20 protein-coding genes and 1 pseudogene are annotated in these 20,461 nt (G+C 59.1%); 14 read left to right on the plus strand and 7 right to left on the minus strand.

All coding sequences use genetic code 11. From position 1 onward, the window contains the following. Positions 1–19: 19 nt before the first annotated feature. Together MUBE_RS02310 and prfB are read right to left on the minus strand one after the other, a co-directional pair. Positions 20–966: pseudogene (locus tag MUBE_RS02310) on the minus strand (mechanosensitive ion channel domain-containing protein). Next, complete coding sequence (prfB, locus tag MUBE_RS02315) at positions 956–2,080, minus strand: peptide chain release factor 2 (RefSeq protein ID WP_116539497.1); 1,125 nt, start codon at positions 2,078–2,080, stop codon at positions 956–958. Before prfB ends, MUBE_RS02310 begins: the two are co-directional and overlap by 11 nt. A gap of 180 nt (positions 2,081–2,260) precedes the next feature. Here prfB and MUBE_RS02320 point away from each other — a divergent pair, with 180 nt between their 5' ends. Further along, complete coding sequence (locus tag MUBE_RS02320; protein ID WP_116539498.1) at positions 2,261–3,631, plus strand: FAD-dependent oxidoreductase; 1,371 nt, start codon at positions 2,261–2,263, stop codon at positions 3,629–3,631. A 203-nt stretch (positions 3,632–3,834) separates the two neighbouring features. On the opposite strand, the gene MUBE_RS20690 is transcribed toward MUBE_RS02320, so the two are convergent. Further along, positions 3,835–4,152, minus strand: a complete 318-nt coding sequence (locus MUBE_RS20690; RefSeq protein WP_481318825.1) for a hypothetical protein — start codon at positions 4,150–4,152, stop codon at positions 3,835–3,837. Positions 4,153–4,331: 179 nt separating this feature from the next. Here MUBE_RS20690 and MUBE_RS20695 point away from each other — a divergent pair, with 179 nt between their 5' ends. Next, positions 4,332–4,466, plus strand: coding sequence for a hypothetical protein (locus tag MUBE_RS20695; RefSeq protein ID WP_481318826.1), 135 nt, complete (start codon positions 4,332–4,334; stop codon positions 4,464–4,466). A 216-nt stretch (positions 4,467–4,682) separates the two neighbouring features. Here the strand turns inward: MUBE_RS20695 and MUBE_RS20700 are convergent, their stop codons facing one another. After that, positions 4,683–4,943, minus strand: a complete 261-nt coding sequence (locus MUBE_RS20700) for a hypothetical protein (protein ID WP_481318827.1) — start codon at positions 4,941–4,943, stop codon at positions 4,683–4,685. 475 nt (positions 4,944–5,418) lie between these two features. After that, positions 5,419–5,766 carry a hypothetical protein gene (locus MUBE_RS02335; RefSeq protein WP_116539339.1) on the minus strand — a complete coding sequence of 116 codons (348 nt, stop codon included), beginning with the start codon at positions 5,764–5,766 and terminating at the stop codon, positions 5,419–5,421. A gap of 90 nt (positions 5,767–5,856) precedes the next feature. On the opposite strand from MUBE_RS02335, the gene hisN reads away from it, so the two are divergent. From hisN to MUBE_RS02360, 5 genes are all read left to right on the plus strand, one after another. Continuing rightward, entirely contained in the window at positions 5,857–6,636 is a 780-nt protein-coding gene (gene hisN, locus MUBE_RS02340; protein WP_116539499.1) for a histidinol-phosphatase, read from the plus strand. Between the two features lie 83 nt (positions 6,637–6,719). Then, positions 6,720–8,117 carry an acyl-CoA dehydrogenase family protein gene (locus tag MUBE_RS02345; RefSeq protein ID WP_116539340.1) on the plus strand — a complete coding sequence of 466 codons (1,398 nt, stop codon included), beginning with the start codon at positions 6,720–6,722 and terminating at the stop codon, positions 8,115–8,117. 33 nt (positions 8,118–8,150) lie between these two features. Then, positions 8,151–9,353, plus strand: a complete 1,203-nt coding sequence (locus tag MUBE_RS02350; protein ID WP_116539341.1) for an acyl-CoA dehydrogenase family protein — start codon at positions 8,151–8,153, stop codon at positions 9,351–9,353. Positions 9,354–9,522: 169 nt separating this feature from the next. Beyond that, positions 9,523–10,500, plus strand: coding sequence for an NADPH:quinone oxidoreductase family protein (locus MUBE_RS02355; protein WP_116539342.1), 978 nt, complete (start codon positions 9,523–9,525; stop codon positions 10,498–10,500). Positions 10,501–10,901: 401 nt separating this feature from the next. Beyond that, the gene (locus MUBE_RS02360; protein ID WP_116539500.1) at positions 10,902–11,303 is read left to right on the plus strand and encodes an Rv3143 family two-component system response regulator; all 402 of its coding nucleotides are present in this window, start codon (positions 10,902–10,904) and stop codon (positions 11,301–11,303) included. Positions 11,304–12,064: 761 nt separating this feature from the next. Here the strand turns inward: MUBE_RS02360 and MUBE_RS16825 are convergent. Together MUBE_RS16825 and MUBE_RS18800 are read right to left on the minus strand one after the other, a co-directional pair. Continuing rightward, positions 12,065–12,226, minus strand: a complete 162-nt coding sequence (locus MUBE_RS16825; RefSeq protein WP_243632768.1) for a PPE domain-containing protein — start codon at positions 12,224–12,226, stop codon at positions 12,065–12,067. Between the two features lie 3 nt (positions 12,227–12,229). After that, positions 12,230–12,361, minus strand: a complete 132-nt coding sequence (locus tag MUBE_RS18800; protein WP_279386650.1) for a hypothetical protein — start codon at positions 12,359–12,361, stop codon at positions 12,230–12,232. 507 nt (positions 12,362–12,868) lie between these two features. Between MUBE_RS18800 and MUBE_RS02370 the strand changes: the two genes are divergently transcribed. From MUBE_RS02370 to MUBE_RS02400, 7 genes are read left to right on the plus strand one after another with little or no spacing between them, the layout of a single operon-like run. After that, positions 12,869–13,255, plus strand: a complete 387-nt coding sequence (locus MUBE_RS02370) for an NADH-quinone oxidoreductase subunit A (RefSeq protein ID WP_116539501.1) — start codon at positions 12,869–12,871, stop codon at positions 13,253–13,255. Between the two features lie 28 nt (positions 13,256–13,283). Then, a complete protein-coding gene (locus MUBE_RS02375; protein WP_116539343.1) occupies positions 13,284–13,838 on the plus strand; it encodes a NuoB/complex I 20 kDa subunit family protein in 555 nt (184 codons plus the stop codon). Next, positions 13,835–14,539, plus strand: a complete 705-nt coding sequence (locus MUBE_RS02380; RefSeq protein WP_116539344.1) for an NADH-quinone oxidoreductase subunit C — start codon at positions 13,835–13,837, stop codon at positions 14,537–14,539. The genes MUBE_RS02375 and MUBE_RS02380 overlap by 4 nt, the downstream gene beginning before the upstream one ends. Then, positions 14,539–15,837 (plus strand): NADH dehydrogenase (quinone) subunit D, encoded by a 1,299-nt coding sequence (gene nuoD, locus MUBE_RS02385; RefSeq protein ID WP_116539345.1) that lies wholly within the window; start codon positions 14,539–14,541, stop codon positions 15,835–15,837. The genes MUBE_RS02380 and nuoD overlap by 1 nt, the downstream gene beginning before the upstream one ends. Further along, positions 15,834–16,613 carry an NADH-quinone oxidoreductase subunit NuoE gene (gene nuoE, locus MUBE_RS02390; protein WP_116539346.1) on the plus strand — a complete coding sequence of 260 codons (780 nt, stop codon included), beginning with the start codon at positions 15,834–15,836 and terminating at the stop codon, positions 16,611–16,613. The genes nuoD and nuoE overlap by 4 nt, the downstream gene beginning before the upstream one ends. Then, a complete protein-coding gene (gene nuoF, locus MUBE_RS02395) occupies positions 16,614–17,960 on the plus strand; it encodes an NADH-quinone oxidoreductase subunit NuoF (RefSeq protein ID WP_116539347.1) in 1,347 nt (448 codons plus the stop codon). Between the two features lie 9 nt (positions 17,961–17,969). Then, the gene (locus MUBE_RS02400; protein ID WP_116539348.1) at positions 17,970–20,399 is read left to right on the plus strand and encodes an NADH-quinone oxidoreductase subunit G; all 2,430 of its coding nucleotides are present in this window, start codon (positions 17,970–17,972) and stop codon (positions 20,397–20,399) included. The last annotated feature ends 62 nt before the right edge of the window (positions 20,400–20,461 follow it).

Genomic DNA, 20,461 nt, shown 5'->3' on the forward strand with positions numbered 1-20,461 from the left:
ACCACGGCCTGCGGTCGCACTAGGCCGCTGTGGCCGCAGGTACAGCGAGATCTTCGATAGCGCCGACCGCTGTGTCGGCTGGCGATCACGATACCGGCGCGGGCGAGTGGCCCGAAGCACGACCACACACAACTGGCGGACAGCCTCAAACTGCTTGCCGAGTAATGTGCGAACCACCACACGCTGTAGTGGTGTCCACTGCAATATTTTCCACCCCCATCACCGTGGTAGCGTTTAATAGCAACTCCGCCAGCATCGAGTCATCATGGGCTTGCTCACACTCCTGTGTGTAAAACCACGTTGACCCAATCAAAATTGGCACTGGTCGCCACCGGGATGTCCACCACCGCCCGCGCCCAGTCCCTTGGACAGGCTGACCGATTCTACAATCTGAGCATTGGGAACAGTGAAGACCGCACCATCGGAAGAGTGCGGCATGTTTAGCCGCAATGTTACATTTTCGACAGCACCGCAGGCCTCGCTGACGGCTCCGCTGGCCATCAATGCTACCAGATCTCGAAGCCGTACTGCTTCTCAACTATGGGGAAGCAGCCGGCAAGCAGATCCTTGACCAGCTGCTGAGCACCAAAGCCCAGCACCGCACCCAACACCACCGCCGGTGCGACCAGCCCACCCATCGAAAAGCGCAGCACGTCACTGATCTGAAGGATGATCCAGATTGCAATGATACCAATCAACACCTCCTGGAGCATCGATGCAACGACCTGGCAGTGTTTGGTTGCTTCCGAGCGCACCAAGACGTCACTTAAGACGAAGTCGACGTCGAACTGGCGGGTCACTTGTTGCGCTACTCAGGTGACAAAGCTAACCACCAGCACCGCTGTGATCAAGCAGCACGACGATCCTCAGGCCTCTGCCGATGGTCCAAGCACAGCTCTCGCCGCGCCAGAAGTCATGCCAATGCTGCGTTAACAAAGCAGCAAGACGTGCCATGCTAGCTGTCATCGCGTCTGTTGCGCCAACGGATCCCGGCGTCCAGGAACCCGTCGATGTCTCCGTCAAGTACGACCGTTGGGTTGCCTACTTCATACTCGTTTCGCAAGTCTTTGACCATCTGGTAGGGGTGCAGTACATAGGAACGCATCTGATTGCCCCACGAGCTACCGCCCTCACCCTTTAATGCGTCTAGCTCAGCGCGTTCTTCTAAACGTTTGCGCTCTAACAATTTTGCTTGCAACACGCGCATGGCCGATACCTTGTTCTGCAACTGCGACTTCTCGTTCTGGCATGTGACGACGATACCCGTCGGGATGTGGGTGAGCCGGACGGCGGAGTCGGTGGTGTTGACCGACTGGCCACCAGGTCCGCTGGATCGGTAGACATCGACGCGCACATCGCCTTCGGGGATGTCGATGTGATCGGTAGTCTCCACCACCGGCAACACTTCAACTTCGGCAAACGAAGTCTGCCGCCGGCTCTGGTTATCAAACGGGCTGATCCGGACTAACCGGTGGGTGCCCTGCTCGCTTGCCAACGTGCCATAGGCGAACGGCGTGTGCACGACAAACGTGGCACTCTTGATGCCGGCTTCTTCGGCATAGGAGGTGTCGAACACTTCGACGCCGTATTTGTGCTGCTCTGCCCATCGAATATACATCCGCATCAGCATTTCGGCCCAGTCTGCGGCATCCACCCCGCCTGCACCGGAACGGATAGTGATCAGCGCTTCACGTTCGTCGTACTCGCCCGACAACAGTGTGCGCACCTCGGCGGCCTCGATATCGGCACGCAACGCTTTGAGTTCGGCATCAGCCTCGGCGAAAGCCTCCACTCCGCTGGCGAAACCCGCAGCCTTTTCTTCAGCCGCTAGCTCGTAGAGCACCGGCAGGTCATCTAGGCGCCGCCGTAGCTGCCCGATCCGGCGTAGCTCGCCCTGAGCGTGGGATAGCTCGCTGGTAACGCGTTGCGCGCGAGCCTGATCATCCCACAGTTTCGGGTAGCATGCCTCATGCTCAAGCTTCTCGATACGGGTGCGTAAACCCTCCACATCGAGCACCCGCTCCACCGTGGTCAAGGTGGAGTCAAGGGCAGCTATGTCGGCTTGGCGGTCAGATTCCACAATCACCCACGTTACCGGCGCCCCCAAGTAGCAACCAGCAGTGCCCTGGGGAGCTCCCGGTAACAGCCATTAGCATCAAAATGCTCGTCATGTGAACGCCACCACAGTGACGTGACCGCTCATTACATCCCACCGCGTCCAGTGTCACAGGGGCCGGGCACGAACAGTAAGGTTCAACTATTGCGTCCACACCACCGGTATCACATCGCCATCGTTGGCTCGGGGCCGTCGGGATTCTTCGCCGCGGCATCGGTGTTGAAGGCCGCCGACTCCTCTGACGAGATCGACGTTGCCGTCGACATGCTGGAGATGTTGCCGACACCGTGGGGACTGGTCCGCTCTGGTGTCGCACCCGATCACCCCAAGATCAAGTCGATCAGCAAGCAGTTCGAAAAGACCTCTGAGGACCCACGGTTCCGCTTTTTCGGCAACATAATTGTCGGCGAACACATCGAGCCTGCCGAACTCACCGAACGCTACGACGCCGTAATCTATGCCGTTGGGGCGCAGTCCGACCGCGCTTTGAACATTCCCGGTGAAGACCTGTCGGGCAGTGTCTCTGCCGTTAATTTCGTGGGCTGGTATAATGCTCACCCCAATTTCCACGAGATGTCACCCGACCTGTCGGGTCGTCGCGCGGTGGTTATTGGCAATGGCAACGTCGCACTCGACATCGCGCGCATCCTGATCACCAATCCCGACGTGCTTGCACTCACCGATATCGCCGACCACGCACTACAATCACTGCGCCCGCGCGGGATCGAGGAAGTGATCATCGCTGGCCGCCGCGGACCGCTGCAGACAGCATTCACCACATTGGAACTGCGTGAGCTAGCAAACCTCGAAGGAGTCGATGTGATCGTCGATCCAGCTCAGCTGGAGGACATCAGTGACGAGGACGCAGCCGCAGTAGGCAAGACGACCAAGCAAAACATTAAGGTGTTGCGTGACTACGCTGCGCGGACGCCCAGACCCGGCCATCGTCGGATTGTGTTCCGATTCCTGACTTCCCCGATTGAAATCAAAGGCGAGGGCAAGGTTGAGCAAATTGTATTCGGCCAAAACGAACTGGTCACTGACGACAGCGGGCGGGTGGCAGCCAAAGACACCAGTACCCGCGAGGAACTGCCAGTTCAGTTGATCGTGCGATCGATCGGTTATCGCGGTGTACCAATGCCGGGGTTACCTTTCGACGACAGCAGCGGTACTATACCCAACACCAACGGCCGAGTGGACGGCAGCCAAAACGAGTACGTCGTCGGGTGGGTTAAGCGCGGGCCGACCGGAGTGATCGGCACCAACAAGAAGGACTCCCAAGACACCGTCGACACTTTGATGGAGGATCTAGCTGGCGCCAAGGATTCCAAAGAGTTCGGTACAGACCACGCCGACCAGCTGGCCGAGTGGCTGGCCACACGACAGCCCAAGCTGGTCACATCGGCGCACTGGCAGGCCATCGACCGCTTTGAACGAGCGGCTGGTAAACCGCACGGCCGCCCACGCGTTAAGCTGCCGAACCTCGCCGAGCTGCTGCGGGTAGGGCACGGCTGATCACGGTCAACTAGCACCCAGGGGTTGAGGATCCCGGCCGGGTCCAGTGCGGATTCCGCCGCACGCCGATCTGCCGCGAACCGGTCCGGACCGTCGCAGTAAACGTGGAGGAACCAACAAGTAACCACACCGGCTCCGCAAACTCACTCGATCGCCGTCCTAGCAACCTTGGTTACCGCAGAGCGGGGTAAATCGAATCCTTCTCAGGTGCAAGTGGTTTCGAAAATTTCGGCGATGATAACACGGCGGGTAAGAGCATCACGCTGGTAGAGCATACGCAAGAATGATGAGCACCAGCTTGTCAAAGAATCATTTTTCTTTGTTTCGCTTACGGTTTCGCTGCTACGCCACGCGAGCACAGTGCCACTGTGCTCGGCAGCGATCCGTTGTGCACAGTACAGCCACGCATCGATCGGGTGGCAAGTCAACTCGAAAGCCAGCTCGAGCACACCGCCACTGACCGGCGCACCAGTACTCGGGAACGCCCCGGTCGGACTCAGAGCCGACAATTGACTGGGCATAGGACGGCTTGGGCAACTATCCGAGTCGCCGCGACCACGGCCGCTCAGTCATCGAAGTTACCGGTGGTCACCTACCAGCGCGGGCGGCCCTGTATCCGCAATCCACACCTCACTTAATGATACCGAGCGTGCCCTCGGAACCAAGGAACAACCGGCGATACTGACTGACCCCGGCTGGGATGGACAATCCGAAGCGATTTAGTCTGGTCGTCGATGTAAGTGTACAGTGCGGCAAAGTGCCCGCAGGAGCGGCCAAGACTGGAGAACGCAAAGAACTGCGAGAAATGCCGCGACGTCAGATCGTGCGAGCCTAGTTGACCTTGTCGATTTCGAGCACCGCACTCAATTTTTCAGTAACATCCACCGTGATAGCCGGACCATCGAATCGGGGCTCGACGCCACCGACGACTGAAGCTACCGCTTCCGTACGGAATAATTGAGTTTTTGTGCACAAGCCAGTCCAGTACGTAGATCACGTCTTACTCACGATGAGGCCGTGCGATTAGGTCGGGGACGTGGTCGATGCAGTCTTACAAATTGCACATAACATCACAAAATTCCTTGCTGCGGAAAGGATCTGCTTGATCAATGGGGTCGACCAAGAAGAGCTTGGCCAGCGATGCTGATGGGGTGATTCGTGATGTAGCGAACCCAAGCACGTTCGGGTCCAGCGGGCGGTGATCGGTCACGTCGTAATCGGGTAGCAGGGCCGTGATTCGCACCGTTAGATCGTGCGTTTTCCGCTCGGATAGCACCTCCTCGACGGTGCTCCAGCCCCACCACGAACACATAACGGGCGCGTCAGCGTTCCAAGCTGATGGTGGCACCGCCGACGAGCAACAGCACGACAGCCGCCACGATGGTCTAGCCCACCCCTGTGAGCGACCAGATGACACCCAAGGTCACGAACACTGGTAAAAGCGCGAAAAGCACTATTCCAAGGCTCTACTTGATCATGTCTACAGAACTCCTCGTCCGGATCGGATCGATATCCTTGCATGCCACGCCTTCAGGATGCCAAACAACCGCCTTTACAGCCCGATTGACTAACGACCGTAATGGCAAACTCTACACATTCACGTTAGCGAGTGGTGTGCCGCCGAGGGCAGCTGGCATCAAAGGTGGTCAAGATCGACGCGTCACGTTGCAAATAGACCACCCGAAAATCGCTGTGCTGTCAAGCATCGACGACACACGACTCAATACCCTGATACGGAGTCCAACTCACGCTGATACCGCGCCCGCCCGCGGTGGTATGACGAGCCGTTAGCTGGCCGGTGGGTCGAGTGGCGCGAACTTCCAGTTGTCCGGATTCTTCGGCGAATACATCACCGGGTGCAACTGCCCCATTGCCGGCCATTGGTCGACGTCGACTACCATGCGCCAATACACCGAATACTCACTGACGGTTGGTCCGCTGATAACACCGGCGATCGTGACGAACTGCTCACCACGAGCGCCGTCGGGCCGTGGGCTAACCCCGGTGACCAGCAACGTGCCGTTTGCCAAGTCACCCCTGCCCACAGCAGGGTGACAGCCGCGCGGGAGGAACCGCTGGGCCAGGAAAACACCCAAGATCACCACCAGTAATAGCAATACACCGAATTCCCACATTCATTCAGGTTAGAGTCATGGTAGGACTTCTGGCATGGATCGCACCGGCGACGACGCAGAATGACAGAACGCGGATACGGAGCAGTGCGCATGGCTCAGGACGATCTGATGCTGGCATTGACGCTGGCTGATCGTGCCGACACGTTGACACGCGCCCGTTTCGGCGCGCTCAATCTACGCGTCGACACCAAACCCGATCTGACTCCGGTCACCGACGCCGACCGCGCGGTCGAAGCCGACATGCGCGAGGTGCTCAGGCGCGAGCGACCAAAAGACAGCATTCTAGGCGAAGAATACGGTGGTAAAACAACTTTCAGTGGAAGGCAGTGGGTTATAGACCCGATCGACGGCACCAAGAACTTTGTACGCGGGGTCCCCGTGTGGGCCAGCTTGATCGCCTTGCTCGACGACGGGGTCCCCTCAATCGGCGTCATCAGCGCGCCCGCACTGCAGCGACGGTGGTGGGCCGCGCGCGGCAAAGGTGCATTCGCAGCGGTCGACAAGGTCCCGCGCCGGCTGGCGGTCTCGGAGGTGACCAACCTGGGTTCGGCGAGCCTGTCGTTCTCCAACTTGTCCGGGTGGGCACAGCGCGGTTTACGCGAGCGGTTTCTAAGCTTGACTGACGCCGTATGGCGGGTGCGCGCCTACGGCGACTTTCTGTCCTATTGCCTACTCGCCGAGGGAGCCGTAGACATCACTGCCGAACCGGAGGTATCGGTGTGGGACCTGGCAGCCCTCGATATCGTGGTGCGTGAGGCGGGTGGGGTTCTGACCAGCCTCGACGGCACCCCGGGGCCACATGGTGGCAGCGCGGTGGCGACGAACGGTCGCCTGCACCGAGAAGTACTGAAGAGGATCGCACCAGTGTGAATTAACTAACAGGACGTTCCCTATATTTACTCCGGAGTAAAATAGGGCTATCTACATTGCCCCAACGATCTGAGACTGCTGACATGACCAACACTGCTCCTGGTGCTAAGCCCTCTTCCGCGCCTCCCAAACGACGCGGTCCAAAGTCCGCCATCGGGATGCAGCCACACAAGCGGACTGGGGTCGACGTCGCAATTGCGATGCTGACTCTACTGGCCGGCCAGGAGTTCCTGGACAGATACCATCTGCGCGATCCGCTCAATCGAGCGTTGCGCTGCGGAGTCAAGACGATGTTCTCCACAACCACGTCCACCAGCCGGCAGTTTAAGCGGGTGCAGAACCTACGCGGTGGTGCGACCCGGTTGCCGCCCAGCGACAGGAACGACTTCGACCTGACGCCAGATGATGATCAGAAGTTGATCATCGAGACTGTCGACGAATTCGCCACAGAGGTACTACGACAGGCCGCTCATGAAGCCGATGAAGCCGCATCATACCCACTCGATCTGATCGCCAAAGCCGCTAAGCTGGGCATCACCGCGATCAACATTCCCGAAGACTTCGACGGCATCGCCGAACGCCGTTCCGGCGTGACCAATGTGCTGGTAGCCGAGGCGCTGGCGCACGGCGACATGGGATTGGCATTGCCGATTCTGGCCCCCGGCGGTGTGGCGGCTGCGCTAACCCATTGGGGCAGCGCCGATCAGCAGGCCACCTACCTGAAAGAGTTTGCCGGCGAGAATGTCCCCCAGGCCTGTGTAGCCATCGCCGAACCGCAGCCGTTGTTCGACCCCACCCGGCTGAAGACCATCGCCGTGCGCACCCCGTCCGGATATCGGCTCGATGGGGTGAAGTCATTGGTCCCGGCCGCAGCCAGAGCCGAGCTATTCATCATTGGCGCCCAGCTGAATAGCAGGCCAACATTATTCATCGTCGAGTCTTCGGCCAAAGGACTGACCGTCAAAGCCGACCCCAGCATGGGGATTCGCGCTGCAGCCTTAGGCCACGTTGAACTCTGCGGAGTGTCAGTACCCCTGAAGGCCCGGTTAGGCGAAGAGGAAGCGACGGATAATGACTACTCCGAAGCGATCGCGTTGGCCCGGCTAGGCTGGGCCGCGCTGGCGGTCGGCACCTCGCATGCGGTGCTGGACTATGTCGTTCCGTATGTGAAAGAACGCGAAGCCTTCGGCGAGCCAATCGCGCACCGCCAGGCCGTCGCCTTTATGTGTGCCAACATCGCTATCGAGTTGGACGGGCTGCGCCTGATCACGTGGCGTGGCGCATCTCGCGCCGACCAGGGCCTCTCATTCACACGGGAAGCGGCACTGGCCAAGCGATTCGGTTCCGACAAGGCCATGCAAATCGGCCTAGACGGTGTGCAGCTGCTGGGCGGCCACGGCTTCACCAAAGAGCACCCGGTTGAACGCTGGTACCGCGACCTGCGAGCTATCGGTGTGGCAGAGGGCATCGTAATTATCTAAAGTCTGCATTCTCTTCAAAGCGAAAGACCGATCATGGCAATCAATCTAGAGCTGCCTCGCAAGCTGCAAGCGGTAGTCGTGAAGATCCATCAAGGCGCCGCCGAGATGGTGCGGCCGATCGCCCGCAAATATGACCTAAAAGAACACACCTACCCGGTTGAACTAGACACCCTGTTCAATCTGTTCGCGGGAGCCGCTGAGTCGTTCGCCTTCGCCGGAGCAGACGCGCTCGGTGATGAGGACGACAAAGACGAAAACCACAACGGCGCTAACATGGCAGCGCTGCTACAGACCTTGGAGGTCTGCTGGGGCGATGTCGCGATGCTGCTGTCCATCCCCTACCAGGGGCTAGGCAACGCCGCTATCTCCGCGGTCGCTACCGACGAGCAGCTGGAGCGCTTGGGCAAGGTGTGGGCGGCAATGGCCATCACCGAGCCGGGCTTCGGGTCGGACTCGGCGGCGGTGTCAACGACTGCCACCCTCGACGGCGACGAATACGTGATCAACGGCGAGAAGATCTTTGTTACCGCCGGGTCACGCGCTACCCATATCGTGGTGTGGGCCACCCTGGACAAGTCGCTGGGCCGCGCGGCGATCAAGTCATTCGTCGTACCACGCGAACACCCCGGCGTCACGGTCGAGCGCCTCGAGCACAAGCTCGGCATCAAAGGATCAGATACCGCTACGATTCGCTTTGATAATGTCCGTATTCCCAAGGACAACTTGCTGGGTAACCCGGACATCGAGGTTGGTAAGGGCTTTTCCGGAGTGATGGAGACCTTTGACAACACCCGGCCGGTCGTTGCCGCCATGGCCGTCGGGATCGGCCGCGCCGCGCTAGAGAAAATCCGCAAGATCCTCACTGATGCTGGAGTAGAGATCTGCTACGACAAGCCCTCGCATGCCCAAAGTGCCGCCGCGTCAGAGTTCCTGCGGATGGAAGCCGACTGGGAGGCCAGTTACCTGCTGTCGTTGCGTGCAGCGTGGCAAGCCGACAACAACATCCCCAACTCCAAAGAAGCGTCAATGAGCAAGGCCAAGGCCGGCCGGATGGCCAGCGATGTTACTCTCAAGACTGTCGAATTAGCAGGAACAACAGGCTATTCCGAGCAGACCCTGTTGGAAAAATGGGCTCGCGACTCAAAGATCTTGGACATCTTCGAGGGCACTCAGCAGATTCAGCAGCTAGTGGTTGCGCGACGATTACTGGGCCTGTCATCTTCCGAGCTCAAGTAACTTTTCGGCCTCATCGCATTGTCCGAGCGTAGCAAAAAGCTGGCACAGTGACCCAGGTCATTTCACAGGGCAACGCGACCTGTGCCGGCGTGTGGTCGTGCCATGACATGTCGAGTTTTAGATTGAAGCGGCGGAGGCTCTTCGATCTCTGGTTGACGACGGAGGTGGCATGCGCGCGGCACAAGTGACTCGGCTAGATGGTCCGGACGCTGTCGAGATCAACAATATCGAGGAACCAACAGGTGACGGCGTGATCGTGGAGGTGCACGCAGCCGGTGCGGCATTTCCGGACGCATTGTTGACCCGCGGCCGCTACCAGTACCGGCCGAAGCTGCCGTTCGTGCCCGGAGCTGAGATCGCCGGAATCGTTCGGTCGGCGCCAGCCAACAGTCACGTAGATCCTGGCGACAGGGTTGTCGGCCTCACCATGCTTACCGGCGGGATGGCGGAGGTTGCAGTGTTGTCACCTAAGCGAGTGTTCAAACTGCCTGACAACGTGACCTTCGAGGAGGGTGCTGGCCTGCTGTTCAACGATCTGACCGTATGCTTTGCCCTCCGTGTCCGCGGCCGGCTACAGCAGGGAGAGACGGTGCTGGTACACGGAGCTGCCGGCGGGATCGGAACGTCGACGTTGCGGCTGGCGCCGGTGCTCGGCGCGTCGCGCACCATCGCGGTGGTCAGCACCGAAGCGAAGGGCCAGACCGCGACCGCGGCCGGCGCCACTGATGTGGTGTTGGCTGAGGGGTTCAAAGACACAGTAAAGGAGTTAACCGGCGAGCGCGGCATCGATGTGCTAGTCGACCCAGTTGGTGGCGACCGGATGGCCGACTCACTACGCTCGCTTGCTCCGGGTGGACGGCTACTTGTCATCGGCTTCACCGGCGGTGAGATACCCACGGTGAAGGTAAACAGACTGCTGCTCAACAACATTGATATAGTCGGTGTCGGCTGGGGCGCCTGGACCTTAACACACCCCGAAGCTCTGGCCGAGCAATGGGCCCAGCTCGAACTGCTGCTTACCGCCGGCCAGCTGCCTTTGCCTGAGCCAATGATCTACCCACTAGACGAGGCTGCTAGCGCAATTGCCTGTCTTGAAAATCGCACCGCTAAAGGCAAAATCGTATTGCGCGTCCGCGACAATGTGTAACCATGGCGACCCACCGCGATGGCAACGATGCCGACTTATGAAGATCCACAAAATCCATGGCGTCACAAGCCTAGCTGACATGGTTTGGCGCCCATGGCGCGCTTTCCGCACGCAGCCAAGACAAACTCGACCGATCGACCACCGTAAACAGCACAGAGTTGCGAGCCGCCCACACCGTCAAGAGCATCACCGAACCACTGCCTTTCCTCGCCACAGTCACCAAGTTCGAGGGAGATTGAACCAAAAGTAGTAAGACAAAAATAACATCGCTCGATACCGGCTTAGATGTGGACTGTAATAAGTTCGGCATGATTGACGCAACGGTTGACCGTCGCAGCAAAAGTCATTCGTCGTGCGAACGACCCAGCAACGCCAGAGCGTCACCAGATACCATCTGCATCGTGCCGGCCTCTATCAGCGCTGTACGGATACTCGTGTACAGCAACAACGCCAGAACCCGCCAACAAGTAATACAGGCACTAGGCAAACGACTGCACCCAGAACTACCCGAGCTGACTTATGCCGAAGTAGCGACCGGCCCGATGGTGATACGACGAATGGACGCCGGTGATATCGATTTGGCCATCCTCGATGGCGAGGCGACGCCGACCGGCGGTATGGGCATAGCGAAACAGCTCAAAGACGAACTTGACGCATGTCCGCCGGTCATAGTGCTCACCGGGCGCCCTGACGACGCCTGGCTGGCTAGCTGGTCACGAGCCGAAGCCGCGGTCCCACAGCCCATCGACCCCATCGCGCTGGGTCGGACCGTGCTCGGACTGTTAACGGCTCTGGCACAGTAGGCGCTAAACACACCGGGCTATAAAGCCGGTGCTCAGCCGTCTCGCAGTTGAATCCGCGGGGTCCGCTTTGCCTAAGGTCGCAATCGCCTCGCCGCCGTGTCCGACCTTAACGGCGCCGCTGTTTCAGCTACCGCGGATGTCTTCGAATCTTGCTGATCCTGGGTTGCAGCGGGCCGCGTTGGTATCCTTCGGGCCCTGAAGCCTGTAGCGACGACGCGGAATTCCAAAATCTGTTATTTGTGTTGGCTGCGCTTGCCTTACCGCTGCTGCCTTCGCCACAATTTCCGAAGGCGGATTTGGCAATACCCTCAATGCCGGAGCCGATATAGCAACCTCCCGAGTCCCAGGAGTAAGTATTTCAGACACACCAGTTGATTCAGGTACCTCAGATGCCAAGTCGTCAGGATCAATCTGATTGTCTCCGATAATCCTGGTATGGGTGTTATTGCCACCAGTGGCCGGGACCCAGAACAGGGACGCCGAAAACCCCAATTCCGGGGCTCCCAACGCTGGCATTGGTCGTAATTGTGTTGCCGCTGCCCAAGTCGTAGTTAGCGCCATTTCCGGTGTCATAGGGTGTATTACCCCCTGCATAAACCCAGTCCCGGCGGCTCTGGCCACTACGCCGTTGACATAGTTGCCGCAGGCGTTCTTGACGCCACCACCGCTAGGGCCGTCGCTACCGCCCAAGCAGGCGCACGCCTCCAAACTCACCGCCGAAGTTAGCTGCTAACCGTACCATCGGCCAGCCTCGGAAAGGCTTACAACAGGTTCTGCCACGGCGACAACTGCACAACCCATTGTCTATTACTACGGATATAGTACCCTGACATCGCGACGACGTCGGTAGCCCACATCTCTCCGTACATGCTCTCAACGACCGCTATAGCCGGCGCGTTCTGGTCAAACAAATTCGACACCATCAACTACACGAATGCATTGCGGTTGCCGGCAATTGCCACCGGTAGTGCCGTCAGAGCTTGCGCCGCCTCAAATATATGCCGCCTCAAATATATTTTGGCCACAACCCGCGCCTGACCCGCCACCCCGGTCGTCACCTAGACAAATTGATTGCGCCGCAGACCCCAGCTCTTCGACCAAGCCCCTCCCAAGTCGCCACCGACATTAGCGCAATACCTGCGCCAGCGAACATCCGTAAGGAGTTGATACCTGACGGCAGCACAAAAAACTCACGGCTCCAATCTTCCCAGATCGCTCGACAGTGCTATGCTGAATTCGTGAAAATCCCTGTGATTACTCGATGGCAATAACCATAACAACAAATATTGCGCCGATCTGCCCATTAACAAAAATATTCGTAAAATTCTGATGTGCTGCGCAGTCTTCCAATGTCCGTGGCTGTTCTGCAGATGGATTCACCACACCACCAGGGGTCGGCGCCGAGCCGAGGCCATATCTTAAGTCGACCCCCGGCATAAGTCTTCGTCACTCCGCGACTATGTTGAAAGTTATTGTGATTGTCCGCCAGCTGGGTCCATCATAATTTTAGTCCGACTACCGCCTGGGTCGACGCAACCAGCCCGCACGACACATCAGGAAGCAAGTTGAACCTCTACACACCCATCCTGGTACTGGGAGTCATTGCCACCTCCTTTGCAGTGGTCTCAGTTGTGATCGCGAGCCTGGTCGGCCCGTCTCATTTCAACCGGTCCAAGCAAACGGCCTACGAGTGTGGGATCGAGCCCATCGATAACGGCGTCAGAACTTCCACGGGCGGTAGCGCAGCCAGCAGGCAACGTTTCCCGGTGAAGTATTACCTGACTGCGATGTTGTTCACCATCTTCGACATTGAAATCGTGTTCTTGTATCCCTGGGCGGTCAGCTACGACGCCCTGGGGGCGTTCGCGTTGGTCGAGATGGTGGTATTCATGCTCACGGTATTTGTAGCCTACGCCTATGTATGGCGACTCGGCGGCTTGACGTGGGATTGAGGGCTACTGAGGGGATTGGGGATAGAGCATGGGTCTGGAAGAACAGCTGCCGGCGGGGATTTTGCTGTCAACTGTGGAGAAGGTGGCTGGTTATGCCCGCAAGAACTCATTGTGGCCGGCAACGTTTGGGTTGGCTTGCTGTGCAATCGAGATGATGGCGACCGCTGGGCCGCGGTTTGACATAGCAAGATTTGGCATGGAGCGATTCTCGGCGACACCCCGGCAGGCTGATCTGATGATCGTTGCTGGTCGGGTCAGCCAGAAGATGGCGCCGGTGCTGCGGCAGATCTACGACCAAATGGCCGAACCGAAATGGGTTCTGGCGATGGGCGTGTGCGCATCATCCGGTGGCATGTTCAATAACTATGCGATCGTGCAGGGTGTAGATCACATTGTTCCGGTAGATATCTACCTACCCGGCTGCCCACCGCGTCCGGAGATGCTGCTGAACGCAATCCTGTTGCTGCACGAAAAGATTCAGGAAATGCCGCTGGGCGTCAACCGGGAACGCGTCATTGCCGAAGCTGAGGAAATTGCACTGACGGCGCAGCCCACGATCGAGATACGCGGCCTGCTGCGATGAGCCAGGGTTCACGCGGGGTAGGTCATCCGGATTACGCAGATAAAGAGGTGGTCGACGTTCGCCACGGTATGTTCGGGGTATCCGGCACCGGCGACACCTCCGGATATGGACGGTTAGTGCGCCGGGTCGTGCTCCCGGGCAGTAGCCCCCGACCTTACGGCGGCTACTTCGACGACGTGGTCGACAGACTGGCCGAAGCGTTGCAGCGCGGCGCGATCAAACTCAACAACGCCATTGAGAAGGTCGTGGTCTATCGCAACGAACTCACACTGCACGTCCAGCGTGATCTGCTAGTCCAGGTAGCCCAACGTCTCCGTGATGAGCCAGAATTGCGCTTCGAGCTGTGTCTAGGTGTCAATGGCGTGCACTACCCGCACGAGACTGGCCGGGAATTGCATGCCGTTTACCCGCTGAAATCGATCACTCATAACCGCCGGCTCCGACTGGAAGTGTCTGTGCAAGATAGTGATCCGCATATCCCCTCACTGTACGCGGTCTATCCGACCAACGATTGGCACGAACGCGAAACCTACGATTTCTTCGGGATCATCTTCGATGGCCATCCGTCGCTGACCCGAATCGAAATGCCCGACGACTGGCAGGGACACCCGCAACGCAAGGACTATCCACTCGGTGGCATCCCGGTCGAATACAAGGGTGCGCAGATACCTCCACCCGACGAGCGGAGGGGTTACAACTAATGAACGAAAGCGAGACAGTCCTGGTCACCGGCAGCCAGGACTGGGAGCAGATCGTCGATGCCGCCCGCAACGCGGATCTCGGTGAACGTATCGTCGTCAACATGGGGCCTCAGCATCCGTCCACTCACGGGGTTTTGCGGCTGGTCCTCGAGATCGAGGGGGAAACGATAACCGAAACCCGATGCGGAATCGGCTATCTGCACACCGGAATCGAGAAGAATCTCGAATACCGTTACTGGACTCAAGGCGTCACCTTCGTGACCAGAATGGATTATCTGTCACCTTTTTTCAATGAAACGGCCTACTGCCTTGGCGTAGAGAAGCTGCTCGGCATCACCGATCAGATACCCGAGCGGGTAAACGTCATCCGGGTGATGATGATGGAACTCAACCGGATCTCGTCGCATCTAGTCGCTTTGGCGACTGGCGGCATGGAACTGGGTGCCATGACCCCGATGTTTGTCGGCTTCCGTGCGCGCGAGATCGTCCTCAACGTGTTTGAATCGATCACCGGCCTGCGGATGAACAGTACCTATATCCGGCCCGGCGGTGTGGCCCAGGACCTACCTCCCAACGCTGCCACTGAGATCGCTGAGGCTCTCAAGCAATTACGCCAACCACTCCGCGAAATGGGTGAGCTGCTCAACGAAAATGCCATCTGGAAAGCACGCACCCAGGATGTCGGTTATCTAGACCTGGTCGGATGCATGGCCCTGGGTATCACCGGCCCGATCCTGCGCTCCACCGGCCTACCACACGACCTGCGAAAAAGCGAACCCTACTGCGGATACCAGAACTACGAATTCGATGTAATTACCGCTAACACTTGTGATGCCTACGGGCGCTATTGGATTCGCTTCCAAGAGATGTGGGAGTCGATAAAAATCGTGGAACAATGTCTAGATAAGTTGCGACCCGGCCCGACCATGGTAAAGGACAGCAAGATCGCTTGGCCGGCTGATTTGAAAGTCGGCCCCGATGGCATGGGCAACTCAGAAGAACACATCGCAAAGATCATGGGTAACTCAATGGAAGCATTGATCCACCACTTCAAGCTGGTCACCGAGGGCATCCGGGTTCCAGCAGGACAGGTTTACGTGGCAGTCGAATCGCCACGCGGAGAGCTCGGCGTGCACATGGTCAGTGATGGTGGTACCCGCCCCTACCGGGTGCATTACCGGGATCCTTCATTCACCAACTTGCAGTCGATCGCGGCGATGAGCGAGGGTGGGATGGTTGCCGACTTAATCACCGCGGTAGCCAGCATTGACCCGGTCATGGGGGGGGTGGACCGATGACAGAACCACAGGCCGTAACGACTGGCGAGCGAGTCTTCATTCGGCTCGGACCGCCACCTGAGGAGCCCAATCAATTCGTGGTCGAGGGTGCGCCGCAGTCGTATTCGTCGGAGGTCAAGGCGCGGCTGGAGGTCGACGCTAAGGAGGTCATCGGTCGTTACCCCAACAACCGCTCAGCGCTGCTGCCGTTGCTGCACCTGGTACAAGCCGAGGACTCCTACCTGACGCCTGCAGGCTTGAAGTTCTGCGCCGATCAGCTGGGACTGACTGGCGCCGAGGTATCGGCGGTGGCCAGCTTTTACACCATGTACCGCCGCCGCCCGACCGGTAAATACCTGGTAGGAATCTGCACCAGCACACTGTGTGCCGTCATGGGCGGCGACGCCATATTTGAGACGCTGGTAAACCATCTCGACGTCCGCAATGACCAGACCACCCCCGACGGCAAGATAACCCTACAACACATCGAGTGCAATGCCGCCTGCGACTACGCACCGGTGGTAATGGTCAACTGGGAATTCTTCGATAACCAGACCCCGGAGTCGGCACGCGAACTCGTCGACTCGCTCCAATCCGGCAAACCAATCTCACCTACCCGCGGTGCTCCACTACGCACGTTTCGTCATACATCGCGTAGCCTGGCCGGCCTACTAGACCAGCGCCCAGACGATGGGCAAGGTGGTGTCGGTGCAGCGACATTGGCAGGTCTGAACGTGGCACGCGAACACGGCATGCAGGCGCCCCCAATGCCAGACGTACCAGGGAAAGAACAGTAAATGGCTGCCTCTGCCGCCCCCGAAGCGACACCGTTGACCCCAATGATCAGCCGCTACTGGGACGACCCCGAATCGTGGACACTGGAAACCTACCAGCGCCACCGCGGCTACCAGGCGATGAAGAAGGCCTTGGCCATGGAGCCCGACGCCGTGATCAGCACTGTCCAAGACTCAGGGCTACGCGGGCGCGGCGGCGCGGGCTTTTCCACTGGCACAAAGTGGTCGTTTATCCCGCAAGGCGACACCGGACCGGCCGCCAAGCCACACTACCTGGTGGTCAACGCCGATGAGTCTGAACCTGGTACGTGCAAAGATATTCCGCTGATGTTGGCCACACCGCATCTGCTTATCGAAGGCGTCATCATCGCCGCCTACGCAATCCAGGCAAACCATGCGTTCATCTACGTACGCGGCGAAGTGCTGCCCGTGTTGCGTCGCCTACAGAATGCAGTGGCCGAGGCGTACTCCGCCGATTACCTGGGCAGCGACATCGCCGGTTCGGGCTTCGACCTAGAGCTGGTGGTACACGCCGGCGCGGGCGCCTACATCTGCGGCGAGGAGACCGCACTGCTCGATTCGCTGGAAGGTCAGCGCGGCCAGCCACGACTCCGTCCGCCGTTCCCTGCAATAGCAGGGTTGTACGGCTGCCCCACGGTGATCAACAACGTCGAAACAATCGCCAGTGTCCCGTCAATACTGCTGGGCGGCGTCGACTGGTTCCGGTCGATGGGTAGCAAGAAATCACCTGGCTTCACGCTGTATTCGCTGTCCGGACACGTCACCCGCCCAGGTCAGTACGAGGCTCCGCTGGGTATCACGCTGCGTGAGTTGCTCAACTACGCCGGCGGGGTGCGCGTCGGGCACCGACTCAAGTTCTGGACCCCAGGTGGGTCTTCGACACCGTTGCTCACCGCCGAGCACCTCGACGTGCCACTGGACTATGAAGGCGTGGGTGGAGCCGGCTCGATGCTGGGCACTAAAGCACTGGAGATCTTCGATGAAACCACCTGTGTGGTGCGCGCGGTGCGCCGGTGGACCCAGTTCTACAAGCATGAGTCGTGCGGTAAATGCACGCCATGTCGAGAGGGTACCTTTTGGCTCGATCAGATCTACAAGCGGCTGGAAACCGGAAAAGGCATGCACGAAGATCTCGACAAGCTGACCGACATCGCAGAAGCCATTTTGGGAAAGTCCTTCTGCGCGTTAGGAGATGGAGCAGCCAGCCCGGTAGTATCGTCGATTAAACACTTCCGCGACGAGTACGTCTCGCATGTCGAAGGAGGCGGATGTCCCTTTGACCCTCGAGATTCTATGCTCACGACAGGACGGGAAGACACAAAAAGGTAGGGGGCCTCAATGACGAGCGCAGTCGAGACTCAAACCGGCGACAGGACAAGCCAGTCTACTATGGTCACATTGACCATCGACGGTATCGAAAATAGTTTTCCCAAAGGAACTCTGGTGATTCGCGCTGCCGAATTGATGGGCATCCAAATCCCGCGGTTCTGTGACCACCCGCTGCTGGATCCAGTCGGAGCCTGCCGACAATGCCTGGTCGAAGTAGAGGGACAACGCAAACCAATAGCGTCGTGCACCACCGTGGTCACCGATGACATGGTCGTGCGTACTCAATTCACGTCGGCGGTCGCCGACAAAGCGCAGCACGGCGTGATGGAGCTGCTGTTGATCAACCATCCACTAGACTGCCCAATATGTGACAAGGGTGGTGAGTGCCCATTACAGAACCAAGCAATATCTAACGGCCGCACAGATTCTCGCTACACCGACGTTAAACGCACTTTCGCCAAACCCATCAACATCTCCACTCAGATTCTGCTAGACCGCGAGCGTTGCATCCTTTGTGCTCGCTGCACACGCTTCTCCGAACAGATCGCAGGCGACCCGTTCATCGACATGCAGGAACGAGGCGCACTGCAGCAGGTCGGCATCTACGCAAACGAGCCATTCGACTCCTACTTCTCAGGCAACACGGTGCAGATCTGCCCGGTGGGCGCGCTGACTGGGTCCTCCTACCGTTTCCGAGCCCGCCCGTTCGATCTGGTGTCCAGCGCAAGCGTGTGTGAACACTGCGCGTCCGGGTGTGCGCAGCGCACTGACCACCGCCGCGGCAAAGTATTGCGCAGGTTGGCTGGCGATGACTCGGAAGTCAACGAGGAATGGAACTGCGACAAGGGCCGGTGGGCTTTTAACTACATCTCACAGCCAGACGTGATCGCCACTCCTTTGATCCGCGGTGCTGACGGAACGCTACAACCGGCGTCGTGGCCCCATGCAATGGTGACCGCCGCCCAAGGGCTCGGTGCGGCCCGTGGTCGCACCGGTGTACTGGTGGGAGGCAGGGTGACCTGGGAGGATGCCTATGCCTACGCTAAGTTTGCGCGAATTACTTTGAACACCAACGATGTCGACTTTCGCGCACGCCCACACTCAACGGAAGAGGCTGACTTTTTGGCGGCATGTATCGCAGGTCGGCCGGTAACCGTCAGCTATTCCGACCTGGAATCGGCGCCGGTGGTGCTGCTGGTCGGGTTCGAGCCGGAAGACGAGTCGCCCATCGTGTTCCTGCGGTTACGCAAAGCAGCCCGCAAACACAGGGTACCAGTGTATGCAATAGCACCATTCGCAACCCGCGCGCTGCAGAAGATGTCCGGTCGGCTTATCAAAACCGTTCCCGGCGTTGAGCCATCGACACTAGATGGGCTGGCCACCGGCGAACTGCGCGACCTGCTGGCCACGCCTGGTGCAGTTATAATGGTGGGGGAACGCTTGGCCACAGTGCCGGGCGGGTTGTCCGCCGCGGCACGGCTCGCCGATACCACCGGAGCGCAGCTGGCGTGGGTACCGCGTCGTGCCGGGGAACGCGGCGCACTGGACGCTGGCGCACTGCCCACCCTGCTGCCCGGTGGTCGTCCGCTGGCCGATGCCGTTGCCCGTGCCCAGGTCTGTGCAGCTTGGCACGTCTACGAATTACCCACTGCCAGTGGGCGGGACGCCGATGGTATGCTGGCCGCTGCCGCCGACGGGACCCTAGGGGCACTTCTGGTCGGCGGCGTCGAGCCTGCCGACTTCGCTGACCCGGACGTGGCGCTGACCGCGCTGGATGCTGTCGGTTTCGTAGTCAGCTTAGAGCTTCGCCACAGCGCTGTCACCGAACACGCCAACGTCGTGTTTCCAGTTGCGCCGACGACACAGAAATCCGGCACTTTCATGAACTGGGAAGGACGCTACCGCGAATTCGCCCCGGCACTGCACGGAACTACCCAGCAAGCCGGCCAGTCAGATCATCGAGTACTCAACGCCCTGGCCGACGAAATGGGCTTCTATCTAGGGCTTTCCACCGTTGAGGAGGTACACGCAGAGCTGTCCGAGCTGGGCAACTGGAACAGGAAACAGGCCTCCTTAGATATCGAGGCCCCGCATATCGCCGCTTTAGCGGCAGCCCAACCAGGGCAAGGTGAAGCCATATTAACCGGTTGGCGGATGCTGCTCGATGGTGGCCGTCTACAAGACGGCGAACCATATCTGGCGAGGACCGCGCGGGCACCGGTGCTGCGGCTGTCGGCAGACTCGGCTACCGAGATCGGTGCCGCCGACAGTGACGCGATTACCGTTAGCACCCCACGTGGGTCGATTACGTTACCACTGACTATCACCGACATGCCGGATCGGGTGGTGTGGCTGCCGCTGAACTCGCCGGGTTCGACAGTGCATCAGCAACTAGGTGTCACCGTTGGCGCCATAGTAAAGATCGGATTGAGCGCATGACCCCTTGCCACGAGCATGCGTGTTTCCCCGCAATCGGGAGGTGCTCCCAGCACGCCGACATA

The organism is Mycobacterium uberis (genome assembly GCF_003408705.1).
GTDB lineage: Bacteria > Actinomycetota > Actinomycetes > Mycobacteriales > Mycobacteriaceae > Mycobacterium > Mycobacterium uberis.